Raw genomic sequence first — 24,039 nt, forward strand, 5'->3', positions numbered from 1 at the left:
GCCTGTGAACTGGCCAGCCCTCAGTTGCGAGAGCTGTGCGTGCCCGGTTTCGCTCCCCGTCATTGTGGCAGATGGAGCCAGACTGTCGCGCATCATTTCACCAGAAAGGGTTCGGCCCCTGACACCGGCCCCACAAGTTTAGCAGCGGATTAAGGTGTAACGGGCAAACGGCACTACGCCGCGGCGTTGACCGCCTTCGGCAAGTATTCACCGATAAACAGATTGTGAGTTGAGATTTCAGCGGCCATAGAGTTTTTTGCGCAAAACCCGCGGCTTCGCCGGGGAAACAGGCGTAAAACAGGAGAATACGGATCATGAGTACAGCAGCCGTCAAGCGTTGGGCTTTCGTGGATGACTGGAGGTTCCGCCACCTGGCGTCGCTGATGCTGGCGGGTGTATTGATCTGGAGCTTTGCCGCCCTCCGGCAGGACTGGTCGGCGATGCACCGCTGGAACCGGGCCTTTGGTGACGCGTCGCTGGTTCTGGTGGCGCTGACGATGGCGTTGGGTCCGGTGTCGCGGCTGTGGCGGCCGGCAGTGCGTCGCCTGTCCTGGCGGCGCGAACTGGGGATCTGGGGTTTTGTCGCCGCGCTCGTCCATGTGGGCATTATTCTGTTCGGCTGGGTGCAGCTGGATTTGATGCGCCTGTTCGGCTTTGAATTCCATCCTGGCGTCGGCTCATATGTTATGTTTGACAAAGGTTTCGGGCTTGGCAACGTGATTGGTCTCCTCGCGCTGCTCTACGGCCTGGTGCTGAGCCTGACCTCGAATGACATGTCGCAGCGCTGGATGGGAATGTCGGTGTGGAAATATCTGCAACAGGGCGCCTATATTCTCTGGGCGCTGATTGTGGCGCATACGTTCTATTTCCTGTTCATGCATTTTCTCGACTTCCACCGCTCCGTGCCGGAACCCAATACACTGCAATGGCCCTTTGTCGTGCTGGTCGCGCTGGTCTTTGTTTTGCAAAGTGTGGCCTCGCTCAGGACCTGGCGTCTGCGCTTGCGGCGTGATGCGGCGGCCCGTTAGGTGCGAAATCGTTCATTTTTTGGGGTAAAATAATACCTATTTTACAACCCATTGTTTTTGCTAAACTTTTCCGAGACTAAGGTGCTTGACTGTAATTCTGTATCGCTTAAAACACCCAAATCCGAATTCCCCATCTTAAGGGTACGACCAATGAAAACTTTTTCCGCTACTCCTGCGGACATCGACAAGAAATGGATCCTGATCGACGCTGAAGGCGTTGTTCTGGGTCGTCTTGCTTCGATTGTCGCCATGCGTCTGCGTGGCAAACACAAGCCTTCTTTCACCCCGTCGCAAGACATGGGTGACAATGTCATCATCATCAACGCTGAAAAAGTGCAGTTGACCGGCAAGAAGCGCACCGACAAAATCCACTACTGGCACACCGGCTACCCGGGCGGCATCAAGTCCCGCACTGCGGGTCAGATCCTTGAGGGCAAATTCCCTGAGCGTCTGCTGACCAAAGCCATCCAGCGCATGCTGCCAGGCGGCAAACTGAGCCGTCAGCAGATGACAAATCTGCGTGTCTATGTGGGTGCAGAGCATCCCCATGAGGCTCAGGCGCCTGAAGTGCTGGACGTTAAGTCCATGAACAAGAAAAACACCCGGAGCTGATCATGGTTGATGAAATCAAATCCCTCGACGACCTGACTGCTGTTGCAGGTGTTGAAGCTGTTGCCGCCGTTGAGTTGGCTGTACTGCCCGAGCCCACACGTGACGCGCTTGGCCGTGCCTACGCCACCGGCAAACGTAAGGATGCGGTTGCCCGCGTCTGGATCAAACCCGGTTCCGGCAAAGTCACTGTAAACGGCAAAGAACAGAACACCTATTTTGCCCGCCCCGTTCTGCAGATGATCCTGGCTCAGCCGTTCTCTGTTGCTGGCGTTGTCGGTGAATTCGACGTTGTTGCGACCGTTAAAGGCGGTGGTCTTTCTGGTCAGGCCGGTGCGGTTAAGCACGGCATTTCCAAAGCGCTGCAGCTGTACAACCCCAGCCTGCGTGCCGCTCTGAAAGCCGCTGGCTTCCTGACACGTGACTCGCGTGTTGTTGAGCGTAAGAAATACGGCAAGCGCAAAGCGCGTCGTTCGTTCCAGTTCTCCAAGCGTTAAGCTTCAGAACCTTACGACTACGATTTTGGAAGAGCCCGCAAATTGCGGGCTCTTTTTTTTGGCTGCCTGGGCGTGGCGCAAAAAAAAGGCGCCGCTGCAAAGCGACGCCGTGTTTGGCCAAGGCCGTTCCTGCGGCCAGATCAACTCTGCGCAATGTTGGGCGTGTCCTCTGGCCGTCAATAGCCGCCGGGGAAACGCCGCACTGTTCCGGGCCGGATTTTCTGATGCCGGGTCTTCGTCGTGAACATCTGAGCGACGCGGCTGCAATACGGTATACTTTTGCCGGGCGGGTGCGCCCGGGCGCTATTTGTCAGGCGCGATCAGCCCAAGGCCGCGCAAATAAATACCGATCCCTGTTTCTAACAGGTCTTCCGGCGGAAACGGGCTTTTGGTGCCGGGAGAGCCGCGGGCGAACAGTTCGACCACGCCGTGGCTCATCGCCCAGACATGAGCGGAAAACATCGCCGCCGGCGGCCGTTTGTCGGCCGGGATATGTTGCGACAACTCCCGCGCGGCTTTTTCCAGCACATCCTGGGCGCGTTGGGCAATATGGGCCAGTTCAGGCGAGCGGTTGATGGAAATGCCGCTCTCAAACATCGCGATATAATGCCCCGGATAGCGCCGCGCAAAGGCCAGATAGGCCCGGCCCGTAGCTTCGAATGAGGCCAGTGCCGACGGCTGCCCGGTTTCAAAGGCGTATTCCATCAGGTCGCAGAAGATCTCATAGCCCTGACGCGCGATCTCCGCGATCAGATCTTCCCGGCCGGCAAAATGGCGATAGACCGCCGCCGGGGTGACGCCGGCGGATTTGGCGGCCTCGGACAGGGTAAATCCCGTGGGGCCTTTATCTTCAATCAGCCCAAGCGCCGCTTCAATCAGCGCTTGTTTCAGGTTGCCGTGATGATATCCGCGTTTTTTAGTCATTATCTTGGTCCGCTCCAGCGGGGCAGTGTTGAACAGTCAGGCAAGCCGCCTGCTGTGAATGTAATTATAGCCGTCTCTTCTTTACAGATGTAACGTAAAATTACATTCGGAAACAACTTTAAATCAGGCCATCAATGGTTTGATTTTGCCCGGTTTAATCATATCAGCCCCTTAATCCCCTTCGATATCCTCCAGCGCGTCGGCACAGTGCCGCTCAGGGACGTGGCGCTTTGCGCTGCACCAAAAAGCTCTCCTTCGGTCTGAACTCGTGATCCACGCCAGCCCCGCAGGGCCTGATTACAGGCGGTTGTCAGCTGCCGCGGTGTGTGGGTTCGGGCGGGCTTTGGCGTAACCCGGCCCGGTTGGTTGCGCGTTCTGCCGCCGCAACCACTTCCGAAACGGCGCTGTGATGGGGCATATGGCCGATGCCTTTCAGAACAGTGAGGCTGGCACTGCTGACCTCAGATTCAAACCGCTGTGCATGGATCGACAGGCCAACAGCCGGGTCCGCATCACCATGGACAATCTCGACCGGAATTATGATTTCATTGTAGCGTTGAGACAGTGCGGTGATGTCGTGTAACAACTGGGCGCGCTGACGGGCATTGGCACGCAAGGTCTTGCGCCGCAACGTCATGCCAGGGCCAAAATGTTCGGCATATCCATGCGGGGCGGTCTGGGGCGCAAATACCGAATTCACCTCCCGTACAAGCCGCTCTGCCGGTACAAAAGCACTGAGCAGCGGCACCAGAATCGCCTGACCAACGGGATGGGCGGTCAGTCGGTAAAACATGCTGAGGCCGGTGACCCAGGGATGGGACGGGGTCGAAACGGTCACCAGTGCCGACAGGCTGTCCGGCGCTTCCACGGCCCAGGCCAGTGCCACCGCGCCGCCATAGCTCTGGCCCAGGACCACGGGCATATCGGCGCCAAAATGTGCCGCAGTTTTGCGGATCAGCGCCGCCTGGCGTGAAATTGTATCAGTGCCGGGGGCCGCATCAGACCAGCCAAGCCCGGGGCGGTCCACCGCGATCACCCTCCAGGACCTGGACAGTTCTGCCATCAGCCCGAAATTGAAATCGCGCAGCGATCCGGAAGAGCCATGGATCAGCACCAGGTCCGGACCGCTGCCCTGGATCTGGGCATGCATGCGCACCCCGTCAACGGTGACAATCTCGCCCGTGGGCGGATAAGCCGCTTCGGCAGTGCGTTCCCTGACCGTGGCGCGCCAGCTGGTGGTCAGTACAAATACGATCAGAAAGACAAAGGTGCTAAGTACCAATTTTGCTTATCTCATAGGATGTTGTCTGATAGATATCATTTATCCAGTTGCCATAAAGCAGATGGGCATGGCTGCGCCAGCGGTTCAGCGGCGTGGTGGCAGGATCGTCACCGGGATAATAGTTGACCGGCACATTGATCTCTTTGCCTGCTTCAATATCGCGGTCATATTCTTCTTTCAGTGTGCCACTGTCATATTCAAAGTGGTTGAAGATATAGAGCGCCCGGTGATCAGGGTCCTGGATCAGCGCCGGGCCGACCTCATCAGAGCCCAACAGGGTGATCAGTTCGGGACAATCGTCAATTTCATGCTGCTTCATTTCAGTCCAGCGGCTGACCGGGATCACGCAGTCGTCTGAAAATCCACGCAGATAGGGCGACGCCGGTGCCAGGTTGTGATGGCGGAAACAGCCAAAGGCCTTGGCCTCCAGCATATGTTTGTCGACCTCGTGGAAATGGTGGATCATCGCCATGCCACCCCAGCACACGCCCATCGTCGAATGCACATGGGTCTGGGTCCAGTTGAAAATGTCGCGCAGCTCGTCCCAATAGGTCACGTCTTCAAAATCAAGATGTTCGATCGGGGCGCCGGTGATGATCAACCCGTCGAATTTCTCGTCGCGCACCTCATCAAAGGAGCGGTAAAACGTGCTCATATGTTCGGCGGCGGTGTTTTTGGTCTGATGCGAGGTCATCCGGATCAGCGTCAGCTCGATCTGCAGCGGCGTGGCACCGATCAGGCGGGCGAACTGGTTCTCGGTCTGGATCTTTTTTGGCATCAGGTTCAACAGCCCGATGCGCAACGGCCGGATGTCCTGATTGGCCGCACGCCCTTCGCCCATAACCATAACGCCCTCGTTCTCTAGAACGCTGTAGGCGGGCAGGGATGACGGCAGGGTGATAGGCATTTTTGTGTCCTCAGTTGGATTATGTCAGATAGGATCAGTTGGTTGCGGTCTCAAGGGCGTCTGCGATCAGCGCATCAAAATCAGCAGTGGTCCGGACCTGGGCGACGTCTTCGGCCGTAACGGTAACGCCCCAGTTCTGCGCCATTTTTTCATAAAGCGGCTGGCGGTACTTCAGGGCGCGCGCAAAGGCCTGGCGCACGAAATCATCTGGATTAACTTCGTGCTCTTCAACGTTGTTTTCCTTCAGGTATTCCGCCCAGATTTTGCGTAGGAATTCAGGCTGATAATACATCGGTTTGGGCGCCATGCGGAAGCGGCGGTTCAGCTCTTCCGCATGGGCGTCAGACCCTTTGATCCACACCATCAGCGTGTTTTGCGACAGGCTGGTCAGCACCGGATCATTGATGTCTTCGGGATCCACCACTTCGCAGATCGAACCACCGGTGTCGCAGATGAAATGGTCATAGCCATACAGCGTGCGCGCACGTTCAATGAAATTCGCCCCGTCCAGCAGTGCAGCACGTTCCGCCAGTTGGTGTTGCTGCTGGCGCTTCATATAATCGTCAAACGGCAGCCCGCCCAGCTCCGGATTGCCCGGTTTGCCCAGGTAGGTCGAGAGCGGCGCCAGATTGTTAAAAGTGATGTTGGAGGCGATATAAACGCTGTCGGTGCGCAAAAGCTCTGCCAGAAGCGGGCTTTTCATCGCTTCGCGTTTGAAGTTGTCGGCGATATGTTCGCCCATATACCTTGTGCCGATCCGGTAATCGACCGAGTAGTGAAACCAGTCGCCCGCATCGCGCAGAATATTGGCCAGATGGGTTTTCCCCAGACCGGACATGCCAAACAGCAAAACGCGTTTTTGTTTGGCCTGCAGCCAGTCCTGTGCCGAATTATAGATCATGCCTGCCATCCCGTGTTCTTGCCAAAGCTTGGTAGCGGCTCTTTGGGGGGAAGGTCAATCACGTGCGCGCCAATTCCGCCCCCGCAACAAAAAACCCCGCCCGGGATGGGGCGGGGTCTGCCGTCAGATCCGGGTGGGATCAGAGTGTATAGCCGATCTTAAAGCCAATACCCAGGCCGGTGTTGTCTTCAAAGTTGGACGCAGCATTTATATCGTTCAGCGTAGTGTCTGCCTCACCAATCCAGGAGTAGCTGATGCCACCGCTGACTTTGACATTGCCGTTTGTATAGCTGCCACCGAGCCCCACCGACAAACGCCCATCTGTTGGCCCGAGATTGGAAGTGAAGCCACCTAACGTTTCTTCATAGTCTACCGTGACTGCACCCGACCACATTTCAGAGAACTTGCGACCAAGGCCAATGGAGTATGTGACAGTGTCGTCGTCATATGAAACCAGGCTATTTCCACTGGTCAGCAGACCATAGTCGGCAGGTGAGATGTCGAAATCGGACCAATCTACCCAACGCACCGAACCAAAAAGGAGCGTATCAGCCGCGATTCCAGACTGAACTTCTAGATTGACAGACTGGGGAGTCGATACTTCTGTTGTTGACGCACGGGTTCCAAATGTATCGCTAGTTTCCGAAGTATCGAATGCGTGGTCAATTGCCGAATTATATGTCAGAGCAACACGAAGTGCGATATCGGGCTTTTCGTACGCAGCACCAAGTACGTAGCCGACACCAGAATCTTTTTCTCCCGTCACGGCATAGTTGTCTACAAACGGAATCGAAGCAACTGCGTCCATCGATTGATACCGAAGCCCACCGTATACACTGGCATATTCCGAACTGGTGTATTTCAGTAAGGCTGTGATTGCCGTGGTATTCAGCACTGCCGTCGAATTGACTGCAAAATAGAATGGATCATCAGCATCACCATAGTTGACGTCTGCCCCGAATGGCTGATCAAAAATCACGGCAGCGGACAGCCGGTCGCTGATCTGTATTTTCATTGCCGCGCCGGCTTTGGTGTAAGTTTCGGCCATATCGCCTGAGCTTGCGCCGGAAAAACCACTAAATACGGTGCTGGTTCCTGAAACGTCCGGAGACACCGATGCGAAAGAAAACTCCGCATAATTGCCTTCTTCAAATAGCACGCCAACCGATTGCGTGGTGCGTTCAATCCCGCCCGCATAAGCGCCTGTTGCGCCAACGGCCAATGCGGCTGCCGCCGTCAATACCTTTTTCATATGTCACATCCCTGTTGACTATTATTATTTTATTAACTCACGCTACGGTGTGGTTTTTTGCCTGACAATGCGTGACCCGGCGTTAATGACAATGCGTGACCCGGCGTTAAACAGTCTTGTTTTTCGCCTGGTCGTGACCTTTATGTGCGTTTTCGGCGAGTTTCCAGCAATATATTTGCGTAGACTGCGCCAAATATCAGCGCCGCACCGACAAAGACCATCGCGTCCAACGGCTCGTTATATATCAACATTCCGATGATCGCGATCAGCGGCAAGCGTAAAAAGTCCACCGGTGTGACCACCGAGGCCGGCGCCAGTTTCAAGGCACTGGTCAGGCCGAAATGAGCGCCCAGACCCGCGGTTCCGATGATCAGAAGCCAGATCAGATCGCCCGTTTCAGGCCGTGCAAACTGTCCGTCTGCCAGTGAAAAAACCACGCCAAAGCCAAGCTGCATCAGGGCCATCCAGAACAGGATTGCCGTCAGGGTGCCATTCGGGCGGCGCGTCAGTTTTTTGGTGAAAATGGTGGAGCCGGCAAAACCCACCGCGCAGAGCATCGCTGCAATCAGTCCCGGGCTCATGCCGCCGACGCCAAAGGGGCGCGCCACAATCAGAATGCCGGCAAACCCGACCAGCGCCGCCACAATGCGCCGCGGTCCGGTGGTCTCGCCAAGCAACAGCGGCGCCAGCAGGGCCACGATGATCGGATAAGAAAACTCCAGTGCAAATAGCTGCGCCAGCGGAATCAGGGTGACGGCAAAAAACCACAGATTCTGGCCGGCAAAATGAAACACATTGCGCAGCCCGTGCAAGCGCAGATCCGTGGCGCGGATCTGATCTGAGGTTCCGCTGAGCCGCGCCACAATCAGCACGATGATCAGCGAAACCAGCGACCGGTAGGTCATGATCTCAAAAGTGCCCAGACCGGCGCTCAGGCTGCGCGCCGACATTGCCATGATCGAAAACCCGGCCAGCGCCGCACCCATCCACAGGATTGCCTTGAATGTGTCGACCGCAGGCTGGGTCTCACTGGCCGCAGGGCTTTTCATCTGTGTGCTCATCTCTTGCTCACCGTGAAGTCGCGTGGGAAATCCTGCGTTGCCTGCCACCAGGCGGAGGCCCGCGTGCGGGCCTGATGCACGTCAAAAGCGGCCTGATCCACAAAAGATTCGCTGACATGAAACACGCCGGGATTGGCTGCATCCTGAGATACTTCAAAGGACAGACAGCCTTCTTCCGCACGGCTGAGCCGGATATGGTCGGGCAGGGCCGCAAGCACCACGGAAATGTCGTCCGCGCCGCAGCTCATAGTGCCACTCAGGGTAATGCGTGCCATCCGTTGTCCTTTTCCCCTGATTGATATCGGGAAAGCGTCTATGGGCAAGCGCTTTCTGAACGAGAACGGCCCGCCAGTTGCAAAAACCAGCGGGCCGCCTGAATTATTGAAAATTACCGCTGCCCGTATCAAGGCGCCCGGAAATTTATTCCCACTCAATGGTGCCCGGAGGTTTGGAAGTGATGTCATAGGTGCACCGGTTGATGCCCTTGACCTCATTGATGATCCTGGTGGCGGTTTCGCCAAGGAACTCATGGCTGAACGGGTAATAATCCGCAGTCATACCATCCACCGAGGTCACCGCACGCAGCGCGCAGGCAAAGTCATAGGTGCGGCTGTCGCCCATCACCCCAACGGTGCGCACCGGCAGAATGACGACAAAAGCTTGCCAGATCTCGTCATACAACCCGTGTTTGCGGATCTGATCGATATAAATCGCATCGGCTTCGCGCAGGATGTCCAGTTTCTCGCGGGTGATCTCACCGGGGCAACGAATGGCAAGGCCCGGCCCGGGGAACGGGTGGCGGCCGATGAAAGATGCAGGCAGGCCAAGCTCGCGGCCCAGCGCCCGTACTTCGTCCTTGAACAGCTCGCGCAGCGGTTCCACCAGTTTCAGCCCCATTTTTTCCGGCAGACCGCCGACATTGTGGTGGCTTTTGATGGTCACCGACGGGCCGCCGGAGAAACTGACGGATTCGATCACATCGGGATAAAGCGTGCCCTGAGCGAGGAATTCCGCGCCGTCAATTTCATTGGCGTATTTCTGGAACACGTCGATGAACAGCTTGCCGATGATTTTACGTTTGGTTTCGGGGTCGGACTGCCCCTCAAGCTGACCGAGGAACAGTTCCTGCTCGTCGGCGTGGATCAGCTTCATGTTGTAATTGTCGCGGAACATGGCGACGACCTCATCGGACTCACCTTTGCGCAGCAAACCGTGGTCGACAAACACACAGGTCAGCTGTTCGCCGATTGCCTCATGGATCAGACGCGCCGCAACCGAGCTGTCCACACCACCGGAGAGACCACAGATCACCTGTTTGTCACCGACCTGCTCGCGGATCGCTTCAATCGCCTGTTCGCGATACAGACCCATGGTCCAGTCACCGGTAAAACCAGCCGCCTGTATGAAGTTTTCATACAACTTGGCGCCGTTGGGTGTGTGGTGCACTTCGGGATGGAACTGCACCGCATAGAAATTGCGCGCCACATCGGCGGTCACAGCATATGGTGCGTTGGGCGAGGTGCCAAAGACTTCAAATCCGGGCGCGATGGCAGACACATGGTCGCCATGGCTCATCCAGACCTGTTCTTTGTCTTCTGCAAACCAGCCTTCAAGCAACGGCAGCCGGGTTTCGGTCGGGGTCACATAAGCGCGGCCAAATTCGGCGGTGCCGTGGCCGCTTTCGACCTTGCCGCCCAGCATATGCATCATCACCTGCTGGCCATAACAAATGCCCAGCACCGGCACGCCAAACGTAAACACGCTTTCCGGCGGCCGTGGCGACCCTTCATCGATCACCGAAGCAGGCCCGCCCGACAAGATCACCGCTTTGGGCGAAAATTCGGCCAGAAACGCGTCTGTGACGTTTTGGAACGGATGGATTTCACAATAGACGTTGAGCTCGCGCAGGCGACGCGCAATCAGCTGCGTAACCTGGCTGCCAAAGTCGATGATTAAGAGGCGGTCATGGGATGTCTGTGTCATGGGGAGGCAATAAGGCGGCATCAAGGCCGAAGCAAGAGCGCTGTGCATGTTGGCGCTGAGAAAATACACTGATCCCGGCCGCTATGTGCGTTCACAGGGTGATGCCGCCCGCATCCCGGTAAAATGTCGCTTTCTCCTCTTAAGCGGCGCTATCGGCGGACGGAATTGGCCGGTGCCAGGTTTTAGTGTGTTCAAAACGTCAAGTTGCCGGAGAATCAAGCCATGACCGAACAACCTCGCCGCAGATCGGCCCGTGGAGGCGGCGGCGCCGCACGTCGCGCCGAACGCACAGCTGTTAAATTCGAAGCTGCCAAGTTTATCGAACGCAATATCCCCAATCTTGAATTTCTGAACGAAGAAGCGTTGCAGATCATCGAAACCAATGCGGAAATCCTGCTGGAAGAAGTCGGTGTTGCGTTTGTGGAAAACCCTGCCGCGCTGGATCGCTGGCGCGAGGCCGGTGCGGACGTGCGTGGCGAACGGGTGCATATCCCCCGTGGTCTGGCGCGCAAACTGTGTTCGACCGCACCCTCCCAGTTCACCCAGCACTCCCGCAACCCGGAGCGTAATGTGGTCATCGGTGGCAACAACCTGGTGCTGGCCCCGGTCTATGGCCCTCCCTTTGTACGTGATGCCGAAGGCGGCCGTCGTTATGCGACGATGGAAGATTTCCGCAACTTCGTGAAACTCGGCTATATGTCGAAATGGCTGCACCATTCCGGCGGCACAGTGTGTGAGCCCACCGATGTTGTGGTGAACAAACGCCACCTCGACATGCTGCACGCCCATATGACCCTGTCGGACAAACCTTATATGGGGTCTGTCACCGAACGGTCGCGCTGTGTCGACAGTGTCGAGATGTCCAAAATCCTGTTTGGCGACAAGTTTGTTGATGAAAATGCGGTGATGACCTCGCTGATCAACATCAACTCGCCGATGGTGTTTGACCCGATCATGATGGACGCGCTTGAAGTCTACGCCGAAGCCGGCCAGGCCTGTATCATTTCGCCCTTTATCGTTGGCGGCGCGATGGCACCGGTGTCGGTTGCCGGCACCCTGACGCAGGTTATGGCCGAAGCCCTGGCCGGGATTGCCTACAGCCAGCTCATCCGTCCAGGTGCGCCTGTGATCATGGGCGCCTTTGTGACCTCGATTGATATGAACTCCGGTGCACCGACATTTGGCACCCCTGAAGCGATCCAGATCACCAACGGCGCCGGCCAGCTGGCCCGCCGCCTGGGCCTGCCTTACCGTTCCGGTGGTTCATTCAATGGCTCCAAACTGCCCGACGCCCAGGCAGCCTATGAAACCGCCAATACATTGCAGAACTCGCTCTATTCCGGCGTGAACTTCATGCTGCATGCCTGTGGCTGGCTTGAAGGTGGGCTGGTGTCCTCCTACGAGAAATTCGTTATGGATGCCGATCAGCTTGGTATTCTGCATCGGGTCGCCGCAGGTATCGACATGTCCGAAAACGGCCAGGCTATGGACGCGATCCGCGAAGTGGGACCGGGCGGTCACTATCTTGGCTGTGAGCACACCCAGGCCAACTTTAAAGAGGCGTTCTGGAAATCCGATCTGCTGGACTACAAACCGTTTGAAACCTGGGAAGAAGAAGGTGCACGCGACACTCAGGCGCTGGCCTCAGTCCGGGTGAAGAAACTGTTGAACGATTACAGACAGCCCGCAATGGACCCGGCGATCAACGAAGCCCTGTCGGAATATGTGGCGAAAAAGAAAGAATCGATGCCGGATCAGAACTACTGATCCATCGGTTCGCACTGATTGAAAAAGGCCCGGCTGCCCCGCAGTCCGGGCCTTTTGTTTTGGCGCGCCTCACAAAACCGAGCGTCAGAGGCCTCCGGGCAACAGCCGCGCTTCCGCCATCAGCGCGATCAGAACTTCGACGTGGCGCGCTGGTGAATAGCGGTGGTCGCCGGACTTGCGGCGGTCTTCAATTTCGGCTTCCTGATCCATCAGCGCGGTTACCGTCTGATCCGGCGCTGCAGTTGTATCCACACCAATCAAACGTTTCAGATCCCGCTTCCGGTTGTAATCCGTAACACCGTGCCGGGCCGCCCGTATCAGCAGACGTGGACGGCGCAACGCCTGGAGCAGCATCAGTAAATTGACCATTTGGCATTCCTTCGACAATGAATTTTGCAACGGTCGCACAACCTAAAGGGGTGTTGCGGAAAAATATTTTCCCCCGAACGGAAGCTTTCCAAGGCGTTAACGAAATGAAAACAATTGTATAGGGCAACGTTGGTGCCTCTCCAGAGTGCGAAATTTCCCGCACAGGTAGAGTAATCGACGGCAAACAGAGGGCGGCAACTGTCCGGAACGGCAAAACCGCTCCGCTGTAAGCCGCCCCGATACGGGCACTGAATGAGCGCTGATAATTGCGAGGTGCCTATGAACGAAACAGTGCCAACAGAACGACTGTGGTCCGGGTTTCCAGCCTGGGTGCCGCAAGAGGCCCGCCGCTATCTGGGTCATACCAAAACCGGGATGTCGCTGCGCGAACTGGCGCGCAAAACCGGCTGCCACGCCTCAACCGTATTACGCCAGGTGCGCAAAACCGAAGCCCGCCGCGATGATCCCTTGATTGACCAGGCGCTGACCCGGCTTGGGCGGCTGACCGGGGACCCCTGTACTCCTGACAAGACGGAAAAGGATTTTGATGACATGAATATACACGCTCCCAAATCCGATGAGACGCCTGACAAGATCACAATGGAGCGGGAAGCCCGCCGGGTTCTGAGGCGAATGAGCGAATCTGAAGCCTGTCTGGCGGTGGCGCGGGATATGGAAAAAGCGGTGGTGGTGCGGGATTTGCCAGGGGGGAAAACCACCCGCACCGCAATCGTTGAACGCGCCATTGCCGAAGCCATGGCGCTGAAGGACTGGATCAGCTGCCCAAAACCCGGTCGCATTTCCCGCTACCGGATCACCCCGGCCGGGCGGGCCGCGTTGAAACGAATGCTGTACGAAAACGACACGCGCCAGGGCGGTGGTTTTGCCGAGACCCAAAACCCGTTTGGCGAACAGCACCGGCTTTGGGGGGACCGGCTTATTGCCGGAACCAAAGGTGCTCCGGCCCGGCGCATGCGCTACAATGTGGCGGAAAACCCGGTGTTGTCGCTGTCCCGGCGCCGTGACAAAGACGGCAAGTATTTCCTCAGCGCGGACCTGGTTGCCGTTGCCGAACGGCTGCGCGAGGATTTTGAACTGGCGCAGATGGGGCCGCGTGTGGCGCAGAACTGGGAACGGTTCCTGACCGGGGCTGAGCGCGGCACCGGCCAGGGCAGCGACCCGGCAGGCGGCCCGTCTGACGCCCGCGCCCGCGTTGCGGCAGCGCTGGCGGATCTGGGGCCGGGCCTGGGTGATGTGGCGCTGCGCTGCTGTTGTTTTCTGGAAGGGATGGAGACCGCTGAAAAGCGCCTCGGCTGGTCGGCGCGCTCTGGTAAAATCGTCCTGCGCATCGCCCTGCTGCGGCTCAAACGCCATTACAAAGACTCAGGGCAGTCCAATCTGATCGGCTGAAGGCGGACCGGATCAACTGTGCGGGTAAAACCCGCAAAAACAGCTATGCGCCAGGAGAAATCCCGTTATGCAGGCGCCGCAGACGGTTGGCCCCGGTGCCGGATACAAAACAGCCCGGCCACATGACGTGACCGGGCTGTCAGGCTTCTCAGAAGCGCGTTCCTGCTCAGGCTGCGACAGCTTTTGCAGCGTCGGCCAGGTAGGTTTTAACGGTCTCAGGAGAGGACACGCCATAGGGGTCTTCGCCGTGGTTGTCGTTCAGGCCGGGCTCTTCAAACCATGCCTCAACAACACCGTCTTTGACCACGGCCGCATAGCGCCAGGAGCGCATGCCAAAGCCGACATTGTCCTTGGCAACAAGCATGCCCATGCGGCGGGAAAATTCGCCGGAACCATCAGGGATCACTTTGATGTTTTTGATGTTCTGAGCTTCGGCCCATTTGTTCATCACAAAGGAATCATTGACCGAAAGGCAATAAATCTCGTCAACACCCAGCGACTGAAAATCGGCAAAACCGTCTTCATAACCGGGCAGCTGGTAGGTGGAACATGTGGGGGTAAAAGCGCCTGGCAGCGCGAAAACTACGACCCGTTTGCCGGCGAAATAATCAGCCGTGGTTTTGTCTTCCCATTTGAACGGGTTCGGGCCCTCGATGCTGTCGTCCCGCACACGGGTGTGGAAGGTGACATCGGGGAGATTGTAGCCAGTTTTCATCGGAGAGTCCTTACTCATAGTTCCAGGGCGCGAGCGCCATCGCAGCGTCTTTAGATTGATTCTAATCATCGGAGCAACTGTTCTGAACTTCCGGGTTAAAGCCGGCAATATCCGGCGGGCTTTGGGGAAGACATTTACAATTTCGCGCCCTATACAGAAGCCAACAGAAGGACGTGAAATGCGAGACTTGAAAATTCCCGAGCAGCGCCATCCTGAAAAGGCCCGGCGTCCCGACAACGTGCAGCCGCGCAAACCCAGCTGGATCCGGGTGAAGGCGCCCACCTCTGAGGGCTATCGCGAGACCCGCAAGATTATGCGTGACAATAATCTGGTGACGGTGTGCGAAGAAGCCGGCTGCCCCAATGTCGGTGAGTGTTGGTCCCAGGGCCACGCCACTATGATGATCATGGGCGAAATCTGTACCCGTGCCTGTTCGTTCTGCAATATCGCCACCGGCAAGCCCGAGGCAGATCTTGATGCGTTTGAACCGGGCCGGGTTGCCGACGCAGTGCAAAAGCTTGGCCTTAAACATGTGGTGGTGACCTCCGTTGACCGCGATGACATCAAAGACGGCGGCGCGGATCATTTCGCGCAGACCATCCGGGCCATCCGCCATCGCTCACCAGACACCACCATCGAAGTGCTGACGCCCGATTTCATTCGCTGTGACGATGCCGCATTGGAAACTGTGGTGGCGGCAAAGCCGGACGTGTTCAACCACAACCTGGAAACCGTACCCGGCCTCTATCCGGAAGTGCGACCGGGCGCGCGTTATTTCCACTCCCTGCGCCTGCTGCAGCGGGTCAAAGAAATTGACCCGTCGATGTTCACCAAATCCGGCATCATGGTGGGTCTGGGCGAAAACCGTCAGGCAGTGATGCAGGTGATGGAAGACATGCGCGCCGCGGACGTGGACTTTCTGACCATCGGTCAATATCTGCAGCCAACGCCGAAGCACCATGCGCTGGACCGTTTCGTGACGCCGGACGAATTCAAGACCTATGAAACCTCTGCTTATGGCAAAGGTTTTCTGATGGTCTCGGCCACGCCACTGACGCGCTCTTCCTACCACGCAGGTGATGACTTCGCCCAGTTGCGTGCGGCGCGTGAAGCCAAACTCGGCCTTGGCTGAGCATGCAGGATCTGAGCCGGTTGGTAGCGCTGCGTCATGAGCTTCATCGTTTCCCCGAAATCTCGGGGGACGAAGCCGAAACTGCCCGCCGGATTGCAGACACTCTGCGCGCCCACGGCCCGGATCAACTTCTGACCGGGCTGGGCGGCCACGGTGTTGCTGCGGTTTTTGACGGTGCAGCGCCGGGTCCCACCGTCCTGATCCGCGCTGAGCTTGACGGCTTGCCGATTGAAGAGATCAGCACTGCGGAATATCGCTCGCAGCACGCAGGTTATGGCCATCTCTGTGGTCACGACGGGCATATGGTGATGGTTGTGGCGCTGGCAGAACAACTGGCACAGCAGCGGCCCGCACAAGGCCGTGTGGTGCTGGCGTTCCAGCCGGCTGAAGAAACCGGCAAGGGCGTCATCGCCTTCCGCGCGGATCCCCAATTTGCGGCGATCGCACCGGATTACGTCTTTTCGCTGCACAACCTGCCGGGCCTGGCGCTTGGTGAAGTACAATTGTGCGCTGCGGCAGCCAACTGCGCCTCACGCGGCATGCGTATCTCTCTGACTGGCAAAACCTCCCACGCGGCCGCGCCCGGCGACGGGCTGTCTCCCATGGCAGCGATTGCGGTGCTGATGCCGGCTTTGGTCGGATTGGGGCAGGGCAGGGCGCTGGACGCGGATTACGCGCTGGTGACGCTGACCCATGCGCGTCTGGGCGAAGCGACCTTTGGCATTGCGCCTGGCATGGGCGAGATCTGGGCCACCCTGCGCACGGTCAATGACAGCCGCATGGCGCAGCTGTGCGAGGCCGCTGAGATCCTGGTCAGGGCAGAAGCAACGCGCTACGGCCTGGCGCTTTCCATCAATTATGACGATGTGTTTGAGGCCTGCGAAAACCACCCTGACGCGGTCGGCCATCTGCAAACTGCGCTGACAGATGAAGACGTGACATGGCAGATGACAGACACGCCCCAGCGCTGGTCGGAAGACTTCGGCCAGTTTGCCAAAGGCGCTAAATCAGCGATGTTCTGGCTTGGCTCGGGTGAAAATCAGCCACAGCTGCACAATCCGGATTATGATTTTCCGGATGCTCTGATCCCGGCCGGCGCCGGAGTGTTTCTGCGCTTGATCCGCAATATTCTGGGCTGACGGCTCGACGGAGCCAGCCTAGCGACGGGGCATCTTGTCAAATGTCAGAGCCTCGGGCCAGCCGAACATCTGCTCAATCGCAATCAGCACGGCACTGAGAGCCAGAACCCCCAGCACCAGCTTAATCCGTGCCGCTGACGGTCTGCGCCGCGCCATCATCGCCATGCGCAGCAGCATGCGCATATTCATGCGCCCGAAGCACCATCTGCGTCTTCGTCGGTAAAGCGCACTTTTCCGATATGAGGCAGATTGCGGTTGCGTTGGGCGAAATCGATGCCGTAGCCCACCACAAATTCGTCCGGGATCTCAAAACCGATCCAGGAGGCATTGATCGGCACTTCGCGGCGGCTCTGTTTGTTCAGCAGCGCGATGGTTTCCAGCCGTTTGGGATTGCGCGATTCCAGCAGGTGAATCACATGGTTCAGCGTGTGGCCGGTGTCGACGATGTCTTCCACCACCAGCACATCACGCCCGCCAATCTCGCCACGTAAGTCTTTGAGAATGCGGACTTCCCGGCTTGATACTGTTTCATTACCATAGGACGACGCTTCAAGAAAATCGACCTCCACCGGCAGATCCAACTCGCGCACAAGATCCGCAATAAACACAAATGAGCCGCGCAGCAGACCCACCACAATCAGCTTGTCGGTGTCTGCAAACAGCTCTTTGATTTCCCGCGCCAGTTCTTCGATCCGTGCTGCGATCGTCTTAGCCGAGATCATTTCGTCGATTACATATGGCCGCATCTGTGTAAGATCCTCTTGAATTTGCGGCGCCATATTACGTATTTAGCAGCAATTGTCACCAACGGAATCGCCTGAAATGCCGACTCATTCAGAAACCCGCCCCATGCCCTACAGTGCGCAACAGATGTATGATCTGGTGGCGGATGTGGCGAATTACCCGAAATTCCTGCCCTGGTGCTCCGCTGCGCGCATCCGTTCTGTCGAGCAGGAATACGGCCATGATCTGGTCACCGCGGACCTGGTGATTTCGTTTAAAGTGTTCCGCGAACGCTTTGGCAGCCGCGTTGCTCTGTTTCATGCCGCAAAAAAGATAGACACGGAATATCTCGACGGCCCGTTCAAATATATGAAGTCCAGCTGGGCGTTTCATGATACCGACGCGGGCTGTAACGTCGAGTTTTTTGTCGATTTCGAATTCAAAAACGCCATTTTGCAAAAGATCATCGGTGTGGTGTTCAATGAGGCGATGCACCGGATCGTGCGCGCTTTTGAAAAGCGCGCAGCAGAGCTCTACGGCCCTGCCGGCAACTGAACGTTTGCCCATAATAAAAGAGGCACATCCTGCGATGCGCCTCTTTTAGGCAGGCGTCTCCGCCCGCATTTTTTATCAGCAAGTTATGACGAGTGGTCGTAAGCGCGTTCGCCGTGCTGCGCCAGGTCAAGCCCGGTGATCTCGGTTTCTTCATCCACCCGGAACTGGGTCAGCTTCGCGGTCACTTTGATCAGGATAAAGGTCGCCACGACGGTGAATGTACCCACCACGGCCAAACCGCCCAGCTGTGCGGTCCAGGTGCCGTAACCAAAGGCGGCGATCATGATGGTACCAAAGATACCGCCAACCCCGTGTACCGCGAACACATCAAGCGTGTCGTCGATTTTCAGCTTGTTGCGCATTATGCCCACCGCTTCCTGGCACAACACTCCGGCCACCGCACCGATGATCAGCGCCTCTACGGGACCGACATAGCCGGACGCCGGTGTGATTGAGGCCAGACCAGCGATGGTACCGGTGACGAGACCGACCAGAGACGCCTTGCCATACTTGATCCGCTCCCAGGCCGCCCAGGTGATGGAGCCCATCGCTGCCGAAATATGCGTCACCGTCAGGGCCATTGCCGCGCCGCCGTCTGCCGCCAGTTGAGAGCCCGCGTTAAAGCCGTACCAGCCGACCCAGAGCATTGAGGCCCCGATCATCACATATCCGGGATTGTGTGGCGGTGTGGTTTGTTTTTTGCGTGGCCCCAGCATCACCGCGATAAGGATGGCAGCGATTGCAGCGGTTTCATGTACCACGATACCACCGGCGAAGTCCTTGGTGCCCACGGCGCCGAATATGCCACCGTCCGCCAGAAATCCGCCGCCCCAGATCCAATGAACCACAGGCGCATAAACCAACAGCATCCACAGGGTGGAAAAGATGATCACAAAGGCGAAATTGATCCGTTCCACATAGGCGCCGACAATCAGCGCCGGGGTGATGATGGCAAAAGTCATCTGAAAGGCGAAAAACAGCACTTCCGGGATGGTGCCCCAGAGACTGTCAGCGGTGACCCCGTTGAGAAAGGCTTTTCCAAGCCCGCCCCAGATGCCATTGCCGTCGCCAAAAGCGATGGAATAGCCAACGACAAACCAGGCCACACTCATCACACAGGCGATGGCGTAACATTGCATGAACACACTCAGCACGTTGCGCCCGCGCACGAGGCCTCCGTAAAACAATGCCAGCCCGGGCAGTGTCATAAACAATACCAAAGCCGTGGCCACGATCATCCAGGCCGTATCTGCTCCTACCATTTTCCCCTCCAAAATGTCTTTTAATCAGCGTTGTGCAGCAAAAGACGGCAAGCGCACCGGAAAGTAAGCGAATTGCGGCTGAATCAGGGGAATTGGCGCTGGCGTTCAGGAGGTGCGGAGTAATTGGGCGCCAAACGTGCTCGCTTGCCCGATTATTGGGCGTTCAGCAAAAATACCCGTTCACAAAGCGCGTAAAACCAGGGCAAGCGCGTGCTGGCAGGCCGCAACGCGCACATTTTTGCGGCCGATAGCAGTAAATTCGACGGTTTCGGCATGGATGTCTGTGGTGGTCTCGGCGGTTTTGACTGCCAGGGCAAAACAAACGCGGCCTTCGGGTTTGAAATCCGATCCGCCTGGCCCGGCGATGCCGGAGATGGCAACCGCAATATCGGCACCGGCGCGCTGCAAAGCCCCGTCGGCCATCTCGCGGGCCACCTGTTCAGACACCGCGCCGAAATTCGCAAGACTGTCGGCGCTGACGCCCAGCATCGCGGTCTTGGCGGCATTGGAATAGGTGACAAAGCCGTATTCAAACATTGCCGAAGATCCTGGCAGATCAGTCAGAGCCTGAGCAACGCCACCACCGGTACAGCTTTCGGCCGCAGTGATGCGCAGGCCCCGCTTCAGGGCCCGCGCGAGAATTTGTTGCCGCACCCCGCTCAAAGAAACAGACCATGCGCTACAGCGGCAAACACGCCAACGGTCACCGCAGCCATCACACCTGCAATCACATCGTCCAGCATCACGCCCAGCGGAGTGTGTTTGCGGTCGGCCCAGCCCACCGGACCTGGTTTGGTGATGTCAAAGAGCCGGAAGGCGGCAAAAGCGACGATCCAGCCCGGATACAGCGCCAGCACATCCGCCCCCATGGCCCAGGCACCATATGAAACCGGCAGCAAAGCGATCCACTGGCCTGCCACTTCGTCAATGACGATCTCGGACGGGTCATGGTCCTCTTTGCCCCTGGTCGCGGCTGCGGTGGCCCACCAGCCGATAAAAAACACCGCCACAGTGGCGATCAGCACCAGCGGAAAGCCTCCGGCCTGGTGCAGCAGGTAAAACAGCGGCAGCGCCGCCAGTGAACCCCAGGTGCCCGGCGCCGGGCGCAGGGTGCCAACATAGAATACGGTTGCGATCATCCGGCTCATGATTTCACCAGAGTTGCGGTGGCAATCGCCGCAATCCCTTCTTCGCGCCCGGTAAAGCCAAGCCGTTCTGAAGTGGTGGCTTTCACCGATATACGCCCGGTCTCCAGCGCCATGATCTGTGCAAGCGACGCGCGCATCGCACTGGCATGGGGGCCAATTTTCGGCTGCTCACAAACCAGTGTCACATCACAGTTGGAAATGGAAAATCCGCGCGCCGAGGCCAGATCAACTGCGTGGCGCAGGAAAATATCCGAGGCGGCGCCTTTCCATTGCATGTCTGAGGGCGGGAAGTGTTGGCCGATATCCCCTTCCGCCAGCGCGCCATAAATCGCATCGCTCAGCGCATGCATCGCCACATCGGCATCGGAATGCCCCTGCAACCCGCGCCCGTGCGGGATCTTTACGCCGCAGAGCACCACATGGTCGCCCGGCCCGAACCGGTGCACGTCATAGCCATTTCCAAGCCGTATATCCATCTTGTCTCTCTGTTCTCTCGCTACCAGAAGGCGTTCTGCGCGTGCAAAATCCTCCGGCGTGGTGATTTTCATATTGCGCTCATTGCCTTTGATAATGGCGACTTCGATGCCGGCATGCCCCGCCACTTCCACATCATCGGCGGATCCCCCGGGATGGGCCTGGTGTGCCGCAAGGATGGCATCAAAGCGAAAGGCCTGTGGGGTCTGGGCGCGGAACAGCCCGTCGCGCGGCACCGCCTGTTTTACCGTATCGCCACCGCGCCACAGCGCATCGGTCACCGCAAGGGCAGGGGCGGCCGCCGCGTGATCGTCCAGCGCCCGGATCAGCCGGAGTATGGTGTCCGCATCAATCAGCGGCCGCGCAACGTCATGGATCAGCACCTTGCCGATGCCCTGACCCTGCAGCGCCTCCAGTCCGAACCGCACCGAAGCATCGCGGCTGTCGCCTCCAAAAACATACGCCACGCCCAGTTCCTGCGCAAAAGCCACATCATCGGGGTGAATGACCAGCAATACCTGATCGATTTCCGCAACCGAGTGCAGCGCCGCCAGGGTCCAGTCTGCCACCCGGCGCCCGGCAAGCCTGTGCCATTGTTTTGGCGCCTCGCCACCGGCGCGACGGCCGCGTCCGGCGGCGACTATCAGGGCAGCAGTCTTCATATCCAGGCTCCGTTAATACTCGCTCCGGTGTAGGGCTTTGAAGTTTCAGAGACAATGGTTCAGATCAATTGCCTTTTTTTTGGGCAGTGCATGTTTTTTAGACAATTTACGCCGGGGATCGTTTGCGCATCCGGTCGCGGGGCGTTATCGAGTTGGGGAACTCTCCAAAGGAAAATGTACGTGCCAATTCAGGTTGCCCATCTGACCTATGATCCCCCGGTGTTTCTGGCGCCGATGGCGGGGATCACGGATCTGCCGTTTCGCAACATCGTCAGCCGCTTTGGCGCCGGGCTCGTGGTCAGTGAAATGGTCGCCAGTCAGGAAATGGTCCAGGCCAAACCCGGCGTGCGGGAAAAGGCAGAGCTGGGTTTTGGCGTGGAAAACACCGCGGTGCAGCTTTCAGGGCGGGATGCGGACTGGCTGGCGCGCGCTGCCAGCATTGTGGCGGACAATGGCGCCAGGCTGATCGACATCAACATGGGCTGCCCGGCGAAAAAAGTGGTGAACGGCTATTCCGGCTCCGCCCTTTTGAAAGATCTCGACCACGCGCTGACGCTGATCGAAGCGGTGGTGGCGGCGGTGGATGTGCCGGTGACGCTGAAAACCCGGCTGGGCTGGGACGACAATCTGCTGAACGCGGCCGAACTGGCGCGCCGCGCCGAAGATGCCGGCATCAGCATGATCACCATTCACGGCCGCACCCGCTGTCAGTTTTACAAGGGCGCAGCCGACTGGGCTGCGATCCGCAAAGTGCGTGACGCTGTCAGCATTCCCCTGATTGCCAATGGCGATATCACCAGCAGCGTCCGGGCCCGCACTGCGATGGCGCAGTCCGGTGCCGACGGGGTGATGGTCGGGCGCGGTGTGCAGGGCAGACCCTGGATCCTGGCGCAGATCGCAGCAGACCTGTTTGGCACTGCCGCGCCAGAGGTGCCGGTGGGCCGTGAACTGTCGGAACTGGTCTCTGAGCATTATGAAGAATGCCTGCGCTTTTACGGCCAGGATCTGGGTGCGCGCGTGGTGCGCAAACATCTGGGCTGGTACATGGACGAAGCCGGCACCGCGCCGGAACTGCGCAAAGCAGTCCTGACCGAAAAAACGCCCTCTGAAGTGCTGCGCCGCATCCCCGATGCTCTGATCCGCGAAAAGGAAGCCGCGTGAGCCTGAGTTTTGAAACCCTTTGGTCCTCTATCCCGGTGCCGGCGCTTCTGATCGGTCCGGACGATTGTATCGCAGAAGCAAACCCGGTCGCCGAAGCTTTTCTGAACATGTCGGCGCGTGCACTGCGCGGCGTGCCGGTGCTGGACCGGCTGGCGATTGATGCGCCGCTGGAAGAAGCTTTCCGTCGTGTGCGGCGGGATCAGGCACCGATGTTCATCAACAATGTCGACGTCTCCGGCGGCAATATGGCCCCGGTGCAATGCAACGTGCAGATCGCCCCGGTGACCGGCGAGGTCGGTCACATGCTGGTGCTGATGGAACCGCGCCAGATTGCCGACCGGTTGGGGCAGGTACTGGCGGTCAAAAAGTCGGCGCGCTCAGCCATTGGCATGGCGGAAATGCTGGCCCATGAGATCAAGAACCCGCTGGCAGGCATTTCCGGCGCAGCGCAGTTGCTGTCGATGGGGCTGAGCCATGAAGACCAGGAAATGACCGATCTCATCGTGGTCGAATGCCACCGGATCGTGGCGCTGCTGGACCAGGTGGAGCAATTCGGCAATCTGCGCCCGCCGGCCCGCGCGGCGGTGAATATCCATGACCTGCTGGACCGGGCCCGCAAATCCGCTCAGGTTGGATTTGGCGCCAATATGGCCATTCACGAGCAGTTTGACCCCTCGCTGCCTGCGACCTTTGTCGATGGGGATCAGATGCTTCAGGTGTTTCTGAACCTGTTGAAAAATGCGTCAGAGGCCGCGGATGCTACGGGCGGCACCATCCGCATCCGTACCTTCTATGATCTGGGCCTGCGCCTGCGCCGCAGCGACGGCAGCGGCAACGCCCTGCCGCTGCAGGTGGAAATCATTGATGACGGGCCGGGGTTGCCGCCCGAAATTGCCGGCGACGTGTTTGAGCCCTTTGTTTCCGGGCGGGACAATGGCACCGGGCTTGGCCTGGCGCTGGTGTCCAAAATCATTTCCGATCACGACGGATATATCACAGTAGACAGTACCCCCGGCAAAACTGTCTTTCGAATTTCACTGCCCGTCGCGCCCCGTAGCGCGGCTGACGCCTGATCCAG

Annotated in this window: 26 protein-coding genes; 10 read left to right on the forward strand and 16 right to left on the reverse strand. The window is 58.1% G+C overall.

The window, feature by feature from the left end:
• Nucleotides 1-314 precede the first annotated feature (314 nt).
• The 3 genes from DWA01_RS18445 (at nucleotide 315) to rpsI (ending at nucleotide 2,134) form a co-directional block, all read left to right on the forward strand.
• Entirely contained in the window at nucleotides 315-1,028 is a 714-nt protein-coding gene (locus DWA01_RS18445) for a ferric reductase-like transmembrane domain-containing protein (RefSeq protein WP_235008612.1), read from the forward strand.
• A gap of 150 nt (nucleotides 1,029-1,178) precedes the next feature.
• Entirely contained in the window at nucleotides 1,179-1,640 is a 462-nt protein-coding gene (gene rplM, locus DWA01_RS18450; RefSeq protein WP_114287279.1) for a 50S ribosomal protein L13, read from the forward strand.
• A 2-nt stretch (nucleotides 1,641-1,642) separates the two neighbouring features.
• Nucleotides 1,643-2,134 carry a 30S ribosomal protein S9 gene (rpsI, locus tag DWA01_RS18455; protein WP_114287280.1) on the forward strand — a complete coding sequence of 164 codons (492 nt, stop codon included), beginning with the start codon at nucleotides 1,643-1,645 and terminating at the stop codon, nucleotides 2,132-2,134.
• Nucleotides 2,135-2,437: 303 nt separating this feature from the next.
• Here the strand turns inward: rpsI and DWA01_RS18465 are convergent, their stop codons facing one another.
• The 8 genes from DWA01_RS18465 to guaA form a co-directional block, all read right to left on the reverse strand.
• Nucleotides 2,438-3,058, reverse strand: a complete 621-nt coding sequence (locus DWA01_RS18465) for a TetR/AcrR family transcriptional regulator (RefSeq protein ID WP_114287282.1) — start codon at nucleotides 3,056-3,058, stop codon at nucleotides 2,438-2,440.
• 310 nt (nucleotides 3,059-3,368) lie between these two features.
• Nucleotides 3,369-4,340 (reverse strand): alpha/beta fold hydrolase, encoded by a 972-nt coding sequence (locus DWA01_RS18470; protein ID WP_114287283.1) that lies wholly within the window; start codon nucleotides 4,338-4,340, stop codon nucleotides 3,369-3,371.
• Nucleotides 4,330-5,247, reverse strand: coding sequence for a homoserine O-acetyltransferase MetA (gene metA, locus DWA01_RS18475; RefSeq protein WP_114287284.1), 918 nt, complete (start codon nucleotides 5,245-5,247; stop codon nucleotides 4,330-4,332). The genes DWA01_RS18470 and metA overlap by 11 nt, the downstream gene beginning before the upstream one ends.
• Before the next feature lie 34 nt (nucleotides 5,248-5,281).
• Nucleotides 5,282-6,148 carry an ATPase gene (locus tag DWA01_RS18480; protein WP_114287351.1) on the reverse strand — a complete coding sequence of 289 codons (867 nt, stop codon included), beginning with the start codon at nucleotides 6,146-6,148 and terminating at the stop codon, nucleotides 5,282-5,284.
• Nucleotides 6,149-6,287: 139 nt separating this feature from the next.
• A complete protein-coding gene (locus DWA01_RS18485; RefSeq protein WP_114287285.1) occupies nucleotides 6,288-7,400 on the reverse strand; it encodes a hypothetical protein in 1,113 nt (370 codons plus the stop codon).
• 140 nt (nucleotides 7,401-7,540) lie between these two features.
• Nucleotides 7,541-8,461: a DMT family transporter gene (locus tag DWA01_RS18490; RefSeq protein WP_114287286.1), complete on the reverse strand. Its 921-nt coding sequence runs from the start codon at nucleotides 8,459-8,461 to the stop codon at nucleotides 7,541-7,543.
• A complete protein-coding gene (locus DWA01_RS18495) occupies nucleotides 8,458-8,736 on the reverse strand; it encodes a putative quinol monooxygenase (RefSeq protein WP_114287287.1) in 279 nt (92 codons plus the stop codon). Before DWA01_RS18495 ends, DWA01_RS18490 begins: the two co-directional genes overlap by 4 nt.
• Before the next feature lie 145 nt (nucleotides 8,737-8,881).
• Complete coding sequence (gene guaA / locus DWA01_RS18500) at nucleotides 8,882-10,444, reverse strand: glutamine-hydrolyzing GMP synthase (RefSeq protein ID WP_114287352.1); 1,563 nt, start codon at nucleotides 10,442-10,444, stop codon at nucleotides 8,882-8,884.
• Nucleotides 10,445-10,666: 222 nt separating this feature from the next.
• Between guaA and DWA01_RS18505 the strand changes: the two genes are divergently transcribed.
• Nucleotides 10,667-12,211 (forward strand): trimethylamine methyltransferase family protein, encoded by a 1,545-nt coding sequence (locus DWA01_RS18505; RefSeq protein ID WP_114287288.1) that lies wholly within the window; start codon nucleotides 10,667-10,669, stop codon nucleotides 12,209-12,211.
• 84 nt (nucleotides 12,212-12,295) lie between these two features.
• Here the strand turns inward: DWA01_RS18505 and DWA01_RS18510 are convergent, their stop codons facing one another.
• Nucleotides 12,296-12,580 (reverse strand): DUF6477 family protein, encoded by a 285-nt coding sequence (locus DWA01_RS18510; protein WP_114287289.1) that lies wholly within the window; start codon nucleotides 12,578-12,580, stop codon nucleotides 12,296-12,298.
• Nucleotides 12,581-12,859: 279 nt separating this feature from the next.
• Between DWA01_RS18510 and DWA01_RS18515 the strand changes: the two genes are divergently transcribed.
• On the forward strand, nucleotides 12,860-13,990 hold the full coding sequence (locus DWA01_RS18515; RefSeq protein ID WP_114287290.1) for a DUF6456 domain-containing protein: 1,131 nt from the start codon (nucleotides 12,860-12,862) through the stop codon (nucleotides 13,988-13,990).
• Between the two features lie 166 nt (nucleotides 13,991-14,156).
• Here the strand turns inward: DWA01_RS18515 and DWA01_RS18520 are convergent, their stop codons facing one another.
• Complete coding sequence (locus DWA01_RS18520) at nucleotides 14,157-14,705, reverse strand: peroxiredoxin (RefSeq protein WP_114287291.1); 549 nt, start codon at nucleotides 14,703-14,705, stop codon at nucleotides 14,157-14,159.
• Between the two features lie 178 nt (nucleotides 14,706-14,883).
• Between DWA01_RS18520 and lipA the strand changes: the two genes are divergently transcribed.
• Together lipA and DWA01_RS18530 are read left to right on the forward strand one after the other, a co-directional pair.
• Entirely contained in the window at nucleotides 14,884-15,837 is a 954-nt protein-coding gene (gene lipA, locus DWA01_RS18525) for a lipoyl synthase (RefSeq protein WP_114287292.1), read from the forward strand.
• Nucleotides 15,838-15,839: 2 nt separating this feature from the next.
• On the forward strand, nucleotides 15,840-16,976 hold the full coding sequence (locus DWA01_RS18530; RefSeq protein WP_419187022.1) for an amidohydrolase: 1,137 nt from the start codon (nucleotides 15,840-15,842) through the stop codon (nucleotides 16,974-16,976).
• A gap of 18 nt (nucleotides 16,977-16,994) precedes the next feature.
• On the opposite strand, the gene DWA01_RS23345 is transcribed toward DWA01_RS18530, so the two are convergent.
• On the reverse strand, nucleotides 16,995-17,165 hold the full coding sequence (locus DWA01_RS23345) for a hypothetical protein (RefSeq protein ID WP_200832615.1): 171 nt from the start codon (nucleotides 17,163-17,165) through the stop codon (nucleotides 16,995-16,997).
• A complete protein-coding gene (gene hpt / locus DWA01_RS18535) occupies nucleotides 17,162-17,722 on the reverse strand; it encodes a hypoxanthine phosphoribosyltransferase (RefSeq protein ID WP_200832616.1) in 561 nt (186 codons plus the stop codon). Before hpt ends, DWA01_RS23345 begins: the two co-directional genes overlap by 4 nt.
• Before the next feature lie 76 nt (nucleotides 17,723-17,798).
• Here hpt and DWA01_RS18540 point away from each other — a divergent pair, with 76 nt between their 5' ends.
• On the forward strand, nucleotides 17,799-18,254 hold the full coding sequence (locus DWA01_RS18540) for a type II toxin-antitoxin system RatA family toxin (protein WP_114287295.1): 456 nt from the start codon (nucleotides 17,799-17,801) through the stop codon (nucleotides 18,252-18,254).
• Between the two features lie 83 nt (nucleotides 18,255-18,337).
• On the opposite strand, the gene DWA01_RS18545 is transcribed toward DWA01_RS18540, so the two are convergent.
• The 4 genes from DWA01_RS18545 to DWA01_RS18560 form a co-directional block, all read right to left on the reverse strand.
• Nucleotides 18,338-19,516: an ammonium transporter gene (locus DWA01_RS18545; protein ID WP_114287296.1), complete on the reverse strand. Its 1,179-nt coding sequence runs from the start codon at nucleotides 19,514-19,516 to the stop codon at nucleotides 18,338-18,340.
• 180 nt (nucleotides 19,517-19,696) lie between these two features.
• The gene (locus tag DWA01_RS18550; protein WP_419187023.1) at nucleotides 19,697-20,170 is read right to left on the reverse strand and encodes a CinA family protein; all 474 of its coding nucleotides are present in this window, start codon (nucleotides 20,168-20,170) and stop codon (nucleotides 19,697-19,699) included.
• Between the two features lie 5 nt (nucleotides 20,171-20,175).
• Nucleotides 20,176-20,664, reverse strand: coding sequence for a phosphatidylglycerophosphatase A family protein (locus DWA01_RS18555; protein WP_114287298.1), 489 nt, complete (start codon nucleotides 20,662-20,664; stop codon nucleotides 20,176-20,178).
• Nucleotides 20,661-21,800: a bifunctional 2-C-methyl-D-erythritol 4-phosphate cytidylyltransferase/2-C-methyl-D-erythritol 2,4-cyclodiphosphate synthase gene (locus tag DWA01_RS18560; protein WP_114287299.1), complete on the reverse strand. Its 1,140-nt coding sequence runs from the start codon at nucleotides 21,798-21,800 to the stop codon at nucleotides 20,661-20,663. Before DWA01_RS18560 ends, DWA01_RS18555 begins: the two co-directional genes overlap by 4 nt.
• Before the next feature lie 174 nt (nucleotides 21,801-21,974).
• Here DWA01_RS18560 and dusB point away from each other — a divergent pair, with 174 nt between their 5' ends.
• Nucleotides 21,975-22,961 carry a tRNA dihydrouridine synthase DusB gene (gene dusB, locus DWA01_RS18565; protein ID WP_114287300.1) on the forward strand — a complete coding sequence of 329 codons (987 nt, stop codon included), beginning with the start codon at nucleotides 21,975-21,977 and terminating at the stop codon, nucleotides 22,959-22,961.
• Complete coding sequence (locus DWA01_RS18570) at nucleotides 22,958-24,034, forward strand: two-component system sensor histidine kinase NtrB (RefSeq protein WP_235008613.1); 1,077 nt, start codon at nucleotides 22,958-22,960, stop codon at nucleotides 24,032-24,034. The genes dusB and DWA01_RS18570 overlap by 4 nt, the downstream gene beginning before the upstream one ends.
• The last annotated feature ends 5 nt before the right edge of the window (nucleotides 24,035-24,039 follow it).

It is taken from the genome of Candidatus Halocynthiibacter alkanivorans (genome assembly GCF_003333265.1).
Classification (GTDB): domain Bacteria; phylum Pseudomonadota; class Alphaproteobacteria; order Rhodobacterales; family Rhodobacteraceae; genus Halocyntiibacter_A; species Halocyntiibacter_A alkanivorans.

Excerpts from the sequence above, each read along its gene's own strand:
- DWA01_RS18445 (WP_235008612.1), top strand. The coding sequence starts at position 315 with ATGAGTACAGCAGCCGTCAAGCGTTGGGCTTTCGTGGATGACTGGAGG.
- rplM (WP_114287279.1), top strand. The coding sequence starts at position 1,179 with ATGAAAACTTTTTCCGCTACTCCTGCGGACATCGACAAGAAATGGATC.
- rpsI (WP_114287280.1), top strand. The coding sequence starts at position 1,643 with ATGGTTGATGAAATCAAATCCCTCGACGACCTGACTGCTGTTGCAGGT.
- DWA01_RS18465 (WP_114287282.1), bottom strand. The coding sequence starts at position 3,058 with ATGACTAAAAAACGCGGATATCATCACGGCAACCTGAAACAAGCGCTG.
- metA (WP_114287284.1), bottom strand. The coding sequence starts at position 5,247 with ATGCCTATCACCCTGCCGTCATCCCTGCCCGCCTACAGCGTTCTAGAG.
- DWA01_RS18480 (WP_114287351.1), bottom strand. The coding sequence starts at position 6,148 with ATGATCTATAATTCGGCACAGGACTGGCTGCAGGCCAAACAAAAACGC.
- DWA01_RS18485 (WP_114287285.1), bottom strand. The coding sequence starts at position 7,400 with ATGAAAAAGGTATTGACGGCGGCAGCCGCATTGGCCGTTGGCGCAACA.
- DWA01_RS18490 (WP_114287286.1), bottom strand. The coding sequence starts at position 8,461 with ATGAGCACACAGATGAAAAGCCCTGCGGCCAGTGAGACCCAGCCTGCG.
- DWA01_RS18495 (WP_114287287.1), bottom strand. The coding sequence starts at position 8,736 with ATGGCACGCATTACCCTGAGTGGCACTATGAGCTGCGGCGCGGACGAC.
- guaA (WP_114287352.1), bottom strand. The coding sequence starts at position 10,444 with ATGACACAGACATCCCATGACCGCCTCTTAATCATCGACTTTGGCAGC.
- DWA01_RS18505 (WP_114287288.1), top strand. The coding sequence starts at position 10,667 with ATGACCGAACAACCTCGCCGCAGATCGGCCCGTGGAGGCGGCGGCGCC.
- DWA01_RS18510 (WP_114287289.1), bottom strand. The coding sequence starts at position 12,580 with ATGGTCAATTTACTGATGCTGCTCCAGGCGTTGCGCCGTCCACGTCTG.
- DWA01_RS18515 (WP_114287290.1), top strand. The coding sequence starts at position 12,860 with ATGAACGAAACAGTGCCAACAGAACGACTGTGGTCCGGGTTTCCAGCC.
- DWA01_RS18520 (WP_114287291.1), bottom strand. The coding sequence starts at position 14,705 with ATGAAAACTGGCTACAATCTCCCCGATGTCACCTTCCACACCCGTGTG.
- lipA (WP_114287292.1), top strand. The coding sequence starts at position 14,884 with ATGCGAGACTTGAAAATTCCCGAGCAGCGCCATCCTGAAAAGGCCCGG.
- DWA01_RS18530 (WP_419187022.1), top strand. The coding sequence starts at position 15,840 with ATGCAGGATCTGAGCCGGTTGGTAGCGCTGCGTCATGAGCTTCATCGT.
- DWA01_RS23345 (WP_200832615.1), bottom strand. The coding sequence starts at position 17,165 with ATGAATATGCGCATGCTGCTGCGCATGGCGATGATGGCGCGGCGCAGA.
- hpt (WP_200832616.1), bottom strand. The coding sequence starts at position 17,722 with ATGCGGCCATATGTAATCGACGAAATGATCTCGGCTAAGACGATCGCA.
- DWA01_RS18540 (WP_114287295.1), top strand. The coding sequence starts at position 17,799 with ATGCCGACTCATTCAGAAACCCGCCCCATGCCCTACAGTGCGCAACAG.
- DWA01_RS18545 (WP_114287296.1), bottom strand. The coding sequence starts at position 19,516 with ATGGTAGGAGCAGATACGGCCTGGATGATCGTGGCCACGGCTTTGGTA.
- DWA01_RS18555 (WP_114287298.1), bottom strand. The coding sequence starts at position 20,664 with ATGAGCCGGATGATCGCAACCGTATTCTATGTTGGCACCCTGCGCCCG.
- DWA01_RS18560 (WP_114287299.1), bottom strand. The coding sequence starts at position 21,800 with ATGAAGACTGCTGCCCTGATAGTCGCCGCCGGACGCGGCCGTCGCGCC.
- dusB (WP_114287300.1), top strand. The coding sequence starts at position 21,975 with ATGTACGTGCCAATTCAGGTTGCCCATCTGACCTATGATCCCCCGGTG.